Annotated in this window: 7 protein-coding genes; 2 read left to right on the forward strand and 5 right to left on the reverse strand. The window is 71.8% G+C overall.

All coding sequences use genetic code 11. The features are described from left to right. Positions 1 to 17: 17 nt before the first annotated feature. Positions 18 to 692: a uridine kinase family protein gene (locus JGS39_RS36745; RefSeq protein ID WP_308120926.1), complete on the reverse strand. Its 675-nt coding sequence runs from the start codon at positions 690 to 692 to the stop codon at positions 18 to 20. Positions 693 to 833: 141 nt separating this feature from the next. On the opposite strand from JGS39_RS36745, the gene JGS39_RS36750 reads away from it, so the two are divergent. After that, on the forward strand, positions 834 to 1250 hold the full coding sequence (locus JGS39_RS36750) for a hypothetical protein (RefSeq protein WP_219574105.1): 417 nt from the start codon (positions 834 to 836) through the stop codon (positions 1248 to 1250). Between the two features lie 57 nt (positions 1251 to 1307). On the opposite strand, the gene JGS39_RS36755 is transcribed toward JGS39_RS36750, so the two are convergent. Genes JGS39_RS36755 through deoC form a run of 3 tightly spaced genes read right to left on the reverse strand, consistent with a single transcriptional unit; the run spans position 1308 to position 4595 of the window. Beyond that, positions 1308 to 2213: an aldehyde dehydrogenase family protein gene (locus JGS39_RS36755; RefSeq protein WP_219574106.1), complete on the reverse strand. Its 906-nt coding sequence runs from the start codon at positions 2211 to 2213 to the stop codon at positions 1308 to 1310. Next, positions 2206 to 3642, reverse strand: coding sequence for an aldehyde dehydrogenase family protein (locus tag JGS39_RS36760; RefSeq protein ID WP_219574107.1), 1437 nt, complete (start codon positions 3640 to 3642; stop codon positions 2206 to 2208). Before JGS39_RS36760 ends, JGS39_RS36755 begins: the two co-directional genes overlap by 8 nt. Positions 3643 to 3647: 5 nt before the next feature. Next, positions 3648 to 4595, reverse strand: a complete 948-nt coding sequence (gene deoC, locus JGS39_RS36765; RefSeq protein ID WP_219574111.1) for a deoxyribose-phosphate aldolase — start codon at positions 4593 to 4595, stop codon at positions 3648 to 3650. A 180-nt stretch (positions 4596 to 4775) separates the two neighbouring features. Between deoC and JGS39_RS36770 the strand changes: the two genes are divergently transcribed. Beyond that, complete coding sequence (locus JGS39_RS36770) at positions 4776 to 5414, forward strand: PH domain-containing protein (protein WP_219574108.1); 639 nt, start codon at positions 4776 to 4778, stop codon at positions 5412 to 5414. Between the two features lie 217 nt (positions 5415 to 5631). On the opposite strand, the gene JGS39_RS36775 is transcribed toward JGS39_RS36770, so the two are convergent. After that, on the reverse strand, positions 5632 to 6843 hold a 1212-nt coding region (locus tag JGS39_RS36775), incomplete at its 5' end, for a phospho-sugar mutase (RefSeq protein ID WP_219574109.1).

Here is a 6843-nt window from a genome sequence, read left to right on the forward strand (position 1 = left end):
CCCCGGGCCCCCGCTCCTCAATCGCCGGCGGGGCTGATCCTTACCGGCGCGGGCGCGGGCGCGGGCGCGGGCGTGGGCGTGCGGCAGCGGCCCGCCGCGGCGGCGGCCAGGCGGCCCAGGGCCTCGGCCTTGCCGCAGGGGTACGCTCCCAGCTCCGCCTGGCGCGCCACGATGCGGCGTTCGGCGCGCATCAGCCGCCAGCCCCGGCGCAGCAGGAACGGCACTGACTTGCGGCCTTCGCGCAGGTCCCGCAGCAGCCGGCGGCGGAAGGTGGTCGACGGGCGGCCGCGCAGGCACAGGGCGTCCGACAGGAGGCCCAGGGACTGGCACCGCTCCACGATGTCCGCTGCGAAGATCCCCTCGGCCACGAAGAGCGGCGTGCGCTCGATGTGGAAGCCCTCGTGGCCCGTACGGGAACTGGTCGCGATGTCGTACACCGGTACGTCGGTCCGTCCGGTGCGGCACAGTTCCGTGATCGCGGCGACCGCCGCGTCGGCGTCCCAGGACAGGGCGGAGTCCCAGTCGATGTCCGTGCTGCCGGTGACGAGCGGCAGCGTGGGGTCGCCTGCCTCCTTGTAGAAGTCGTCCAGCCGCAGCACCGGAAGACCGGTACGGGCGGCCAGGGATGACTTGCCGGAGCCGGAGGGGCCCGCCAGCAGGACGACGCGGGTCGAAATCGCTTGGGAACTCACAGAACACAAGTGTGAGGCATTGACCCGCACAGGGGATCCCCGGAGGTCCTGTTGGTATCCGGCATCACACCTCAACTACTCTGTGCACTCAACCGATTACTCGATTGATGGTTCGAATCGGCCCGATCAGGTGGGAACTTCATGGCACGTCACGCACTTTCCAAGTCCCGGCGCCGCACGCTGCTGCGGGCAGGTCTGACCGTCACCGCGGTGGGTGCCGCGCTCGGTGCGGGGGGTGCGGCGGCCCAGGCGGCCCCGCTGCCCCTCGTGCAGGCGTCGGGTACGGACACCAGCCTCGGCGAGGCGAGCGAGGCGGCCGGTGGTGCGGTCACCGGCGCGCTCGGCCACTCGCTGGGCAGCGGCATCGCGCCCGTCACGCATCTGCAGCTCGACCCGCTGGCCGGTACGGGTGTCGACCCGCTGGACAACGCGGTGGGGACGCAGGTCGCCGACTTCAAGCCGGTCTCCACCGCACTGGTCACCGACCCGGTGACCAGTGGCGGCGCGCTGAAGGACCTGCCCGTGGTCGGGCAGGTCACGGGCCTGCTGCACGGCTGACGCGGAAATGGCCCGTGCCCCGGGGTCCCCGGGGCACGGGCCACGCCGTTACGCGCGTCAGTACGAGGAGCCCGACGCGCCCAGCGCGCCTGTCGGGTGCCAGACGGTCTTGGTCTCCAGGAACGCCGTCAGCCGGCGGGTGCCGGGATCGGTCGACCAGTCGCCGTCACCGTCCACAGCCTGTGGACGGGAGACCCGCTTCAGGTTGTCCGCCGCCGCGATCTCCAGCTCCTTCGCCAGTTCCGCGTCCGCTCCCGTCAGGTCGATGCCGTTCACGTCCTGGTGGGAGGCGAGCGGCGCGGCGATCTCCGCCGTCCTTCCCGACAGGATGTTGACCACGCCGCCCGGCAGGTCCGAGGTGGCCAGCACCTCGCCCAGTGACAGCGCGGGCAGCGGGGACTCGGCCGAGGCCACGACGACCGCCGTGTTGCCGGCCGCGATCACGGGCGCGAGCACCGAGACCAGCCCGAGGAACGACGACTCCTGCGGCGCGAGGACGGTCACGACCCCGGTCGGCTCCGGCGTCGAGAGGTTGAAGAACGGGCCCGCGACCGGGTTCGCCCCGCCCACGATCTGGGCGATCTTGTCCGTCCAGCCCGCGTACCAGACCCAGCGGTCGACCGCCGCGTCCACGACGGCCGCGGCCTTGGACTTCGACAGCCCCTCGGCCTCCGCCACCTCGCGGACGAACTGGTCCCGGCGGCCCTCCAGCATCTCCGCGATGCGGTAGAGGATCTGGCCGCGGTTGTACGCGGTCGCGCCCGACCAGCCGCCGAACGCCTTGCGGGCGGCCACGACGGCGTCCCGCGCGTCCTTGCGGGAGGACTGGGGCGCGTTCGCCAGCCACTTGCCCTTCGAGTCCGTCACCTCGTACACCCGGCCGCTCTCGGAGCGGGGGAACTTGCCCCCGACGTACAGCTTGTAGGTCTTGAAGACGCTCAGTCGGTCACTGCGCTCAGACATCGAGGTAACCCTCCAGGCCGTGACGGCCGCCTTCGCGGCCGAAGCCCGACTCCTTGTATCCGCCGAACGGCGAGGTCGGGTCGAACTTGTTGAACGTGTTGGCCCAGACGACGCCCGCCCGGAGCTTGTTCGCCACCGCGAGGATGCGGGAACCCTTCTCCGTCCAGATGCCGGCCGAGAGGCCGTACTGGCTGTTGTTGGCCTTGGCGACCGCCTCGTCCGGCGTACGGAAGCTCAGCACGGACAGGACCGGGCCGAAGATCTCGTCGCGGGCGACGGTGTGCGCCTGCGTGACGCCGGTGAACAGCGTCGGCGCGAACCAGTAGCCGGCGGACGGCAGCTCGCACGGGGCCGACCAGCGGTCTGCGCCCTCCGCCTCGCCCGTCTCGACGAGCGCGGTGATCCGGGAGAGCTGCTCCTGGGAGTTGATCGCGCCGATATCGGTGTTCTTGTCCAGCGGGTCGCCGAGGCGCAGCGTGGACAGCCGGCGCTTGAGGGAGTCGAGCAGTTCGTCCTCGATGGACTCCTGTACGAGGAGTCGCGAGCCCGCGCAGCAGACCTGGCCCTGGTTGAAGAAGATGCCGGTGACGATGCCCTCGACGGCCTGGTCGACGGGGGCGTCGTCGAAGACGATGTTGGCGCCCTTGCCGCCCAGCTCCAGCGTGGCCTTCTTGCCGGTGCCGGCGATCTGGCGGGCGATGGCCTTGCCGACCGCGGTCGACCCGGTGAAGGCGATCTTGTTGACGTCCGGGTGCTCGACGAGGGCCGAGCCCGCGTCCCCGTAGCCCGTCAGGATGTTGACGACACCCTTGGGCAGGCCCGCCTGGCGGCAGATGTCGGCGAAGAAGAGGGCGGAGAGCGGGGTCGTCTCGGCCGGCTTCAGCACCACGGTGTTGCCGGTGGCGAGCGCCGGGGCGATCTTCCACGCGAGCATCAGCAGCGGGAAGTTCCACGGGATGATCTGGCCGGCAACGCCGAGCGGGCGCGGATTCGCTCCGTAACCCGCGTGGTCCAGCTTGTCGGCCCAGCCCGCGTAGTAGAAGAAGTGCGCGGCGACCAGCGGGAGGTCCGCGTCGCGGGTCTCCTTGATCGGCTTGCCGTTGTCGAGGGTTTCGAGAACGGCGAGCTCGCGGCTGCGCTCCTGGATGATCCTGGCGATCCGGAACAGGTACTTGGCGCGCTCGGAGCCGGGCAGCGCCGACCACTTCTCGAACGCCCGGCGGGCCGCCTGCACGGCCCGGTCCACGTCCGCGGTGCCCGCCCGCGCGACCTCGGAGAGCACCTCCTCGGACGACGGGCTGACCGTCTTGAAGACCTGGCCGTCGGCGGCGTCGGTGAACTCGCCGTCGATGAACAGGCCGTAGGAGGGGGCGATGTCGACGACGGAACGGGATTCCGGCGCCGGTGCGTACTCGAATGCAGATGCCATGGGAATCAGTCCACCGTCACGTAATCGGGGCCGGAGTAACGGCCGGTGCTGAGCTTCTGGCGCTGCATCAGCAGGTCGTTCAGCAGGCTGGAGGCGCCGAAGCGGAACCAGCGGCTGTCCAGCCAGTCCTCGCCCGCCGTCTCGTTCACCAGCACCAGGAACTTGATGGCGTCCTTGGAGGTGCGGATGCCGCCGGCCGGCTTCACGCCGATCTGGACGCCGGTCTGCGCGCGGAAGTCGCGCACCGCCTCCAGCATCAGCAGGGTGTTCGCGGGTGTGGCGTTGACGCCGACCTTGCCGGTCGACGTCTTGATGAAGTCCGCGCCCGCCAGCATCCCGAGCCAGGAGGCCCGCCGGATGTTGTCGTACGTGGACAGCTCGCCGGTCTCGAAGATCACCTTCAGCCGGGCCCGGCCGCACTCGGCCTTCACGGCGAGGATCTCCTCGTACACCTTCAGATAGCGGCCGGAGAGGAAGGCGCCGCGGTCGATCACCATGTCGATCTCGTCGGCCCCCGCGGCCACGGCGTCCCGGACGTCCGCGAGCTTCACGTCGAGCGCGGCGCGCCCGGCGGGGAAGGCCGTGGCGACGGACGCCACCTTCACGCCGGAGCCGGCCAGGGCGGCCACCGCGGTCGCCGCCATGTCGGGGTAGACGCAGACCGCCGCGGTGTGCGGGGTCGTGCGGTCGGTGGGATCGGGATGGACGGCCTTGGCGGCGAGCGCGCGGACCTTGCCCGGGGTGTCCGAGCCTTCCAGCGTCGTCAGGTCGATCATCGAAATGGCGAGGTCGATGGCGTACGCCTTGGCCGTCGTCTTGATCGAACGGGTTCCGAGCGAGGCGGCGCGCGCTTCGAGGCCGACGGCGTCGACGCCGGGCAGCCCGTGCAGGAAGCGGCGCAGCGCACTGTCGGACGCCGTCGCGTCGGCGAATGCGGGAGCAGTGGTGGGCATGGTCACCACATGAGCATATCTACGCGCGTAGCGACCTGTACAGGGGCCCAGGTCGGACGCGTATCGCGCGGCGGCGCGGCGAAGGCGAACGCGTGTCCGGGCCCGGCCCCGCCGGACTCCGTACGCGTGTCCGGACGGCCGCCCCCGCGTCCGCCGCGCACGTCAGGCAGAATCGGGCTCATGACGAGCCCCACACCGCCCTCCGAGCCCACCTACGCCGACCGGACGTTCCGGTCGCCCGCCGGGCTGATCGGAGGTGTCCTGCTGCTTGTGCTCGTCGGCTGGATCGGCGTGGACGCCGTCATCCAGGGCGAGGGCAGCGTGCCGTGGCTGGCGCTGGCCGCCCTGCTGACCGTGGTGCCGCTGGTGGTCGCCTTCACCCTGCGGCCGGTGGTGTCCGCCAACGAACAGCGCATCCGGATCCGTAACCCGTTCCGGACGATCACGCTGCCGTGGACCGACGTCGAGGACGTCCGGGCCGGGTACTCGAGCGAGATCTTCACCCACGACGGCGGGAAGTACCAGCTCTGGGCGATCCCGGTGTCGCTGCGGCAGCGCAAGAAGGTCGCCCGCCACCAGTCGCGGCAGGCGGCCGACGACCCGTACGGCCGGACGTCCGCCAGCGCCGACGTACGCGACACGAAGGCGCGGGCGGCGATCGCCGACCAGACGATGCACGATCTGCGGCAGCTGGCCGAGCACGCGGGCGACAAGCCCGCCACCGAGGGCGCCGTCGCGTCGGTCCGCTGGGCGTACGAGGTGATCGCACCGGCCGTCGTGGGTGCCGTGCTGCTGGTGGTACTGCTCATCGTCGGCTGACAGCCGCTGGGCGGACAGCTGACGGTCGCTGCGCGGACAGCGCCGCGGAACGCCGGTCGTCGGAACGAACGGCTGGAGCAAGCAGCCGGAGCGAACAGCGGTGAGAAGCGCCCCCGGCCGGGTGGAGTACCGGCCGGGGGCGCCCGCATGTGTGAGGTGCCCCTCGACGCCGGCAGCCGGCCTGGGGCGTACGTGAGCCGGTGTCGGGTTCTCCGGGTCAGATCCCGGCCGCGGCCGCCAGGTCCCGCTTGATGCCGGTCAGCAGTTCCGCGCCCTTCGCGCGGGCCGCCGGCAGCTCGTCGGCCGAGCCGACCGGCACCACGACCTCCAGGTAGCACTTGAGCTTCGGCTCGGTGCCGCTCGGGCGGACGATCACCCGGGCACCCTCCAGGTGGTAGCGCAGCCCATCGGTGGCCGGCAGCAGTTCCGTACCGCGGGCAAGGTCCTCGGCAGAGGTGACGGCGAGGCCGGCGAGTGCGGCCGGCGGCTGCTCGCGCAGGCGGCGCATGGCGTCCGCGATGACGGACAGGTCCTCGACCCGGACCGACAGCTGGTCGGTGGCGTGCAGCCCGTGTTCCAGGGCGAGGTCGTCCAGCAGGTCGAGCAGGGTGCGGCCCTGCTCCTTGAGCACGGAGGCGAGTTCGGCGACCAGCAGCGCGGCCGTGACCCCGTCCTTGTCGCGGACGCCGTCCGGGTCGACGCAGTACCCGAGCGCCTCCTCGTAGCCGTACCGCAGACCCTCCACACGGGCGATCCACTTGAAGCCGGTCAGCGTCTCCTCGTATCCGAGGCCCGCCTTCTCCGCGATCCGGCCGAGGAGGGACGATGACACGATCGACTCGGCGAACACGCCGCTGCCGCTGACACCGCCCAGGTCCGGGACCGGGACGGCGACGGCGCAGCGGTCCGCGTCCGGGTCGTTGGCGATGACGAGGTCCGGGTCCGAGCGGCGCGCGGTGGCGAACGCGAGATCCATCGCGCCTGGCTCCTCCGGATTGGGGAACGCGACGGTGGGGAACGCGGGGTCGGGCTCGGCCTGCTCGGCGACGAGGACCGGGGCGGGGAAGCCGGCGCGGTCGAAGGCGGCGGTGAGCACGGAGGTGCCGACGCCGTGCATGGCCGTGTACACGACGTGGGCCGTGCGCGGGGAGCCGGCGGCGAGGACCGCGTCCGTACGCGCCAGATAGGCGTCCAGGACCTCGTCGCCGAGGGTCTCCCAGCCGTTGCCGGGGCGGGGCACCGTGTCGAGCGGGCCGACCGCGGCGATGGCGGCGGCGATCTCGCCGTCGGCCGGCGGCACGATCTGCGAGCCGTCGCCGAGGTAGACCTTGTAGCCGTTGTCGCGCGGCGGGTTGTGGCTGGCGGTGACCTCGACGCCCGCGACGGCCCCCAGATGCCTTATGGCGTACGCCAGGACGGGGGTGGGGAG

The sequence above is a fragment of the Streptomyces poriferorum genome (assembly GCF_019399235.1).
Lineage (GTDB): Bacteria > Actinomycetota > Actinomycetes > Streptomycetales > Streptomycetaceae > Streptomyces > Streptomyces poriferorum.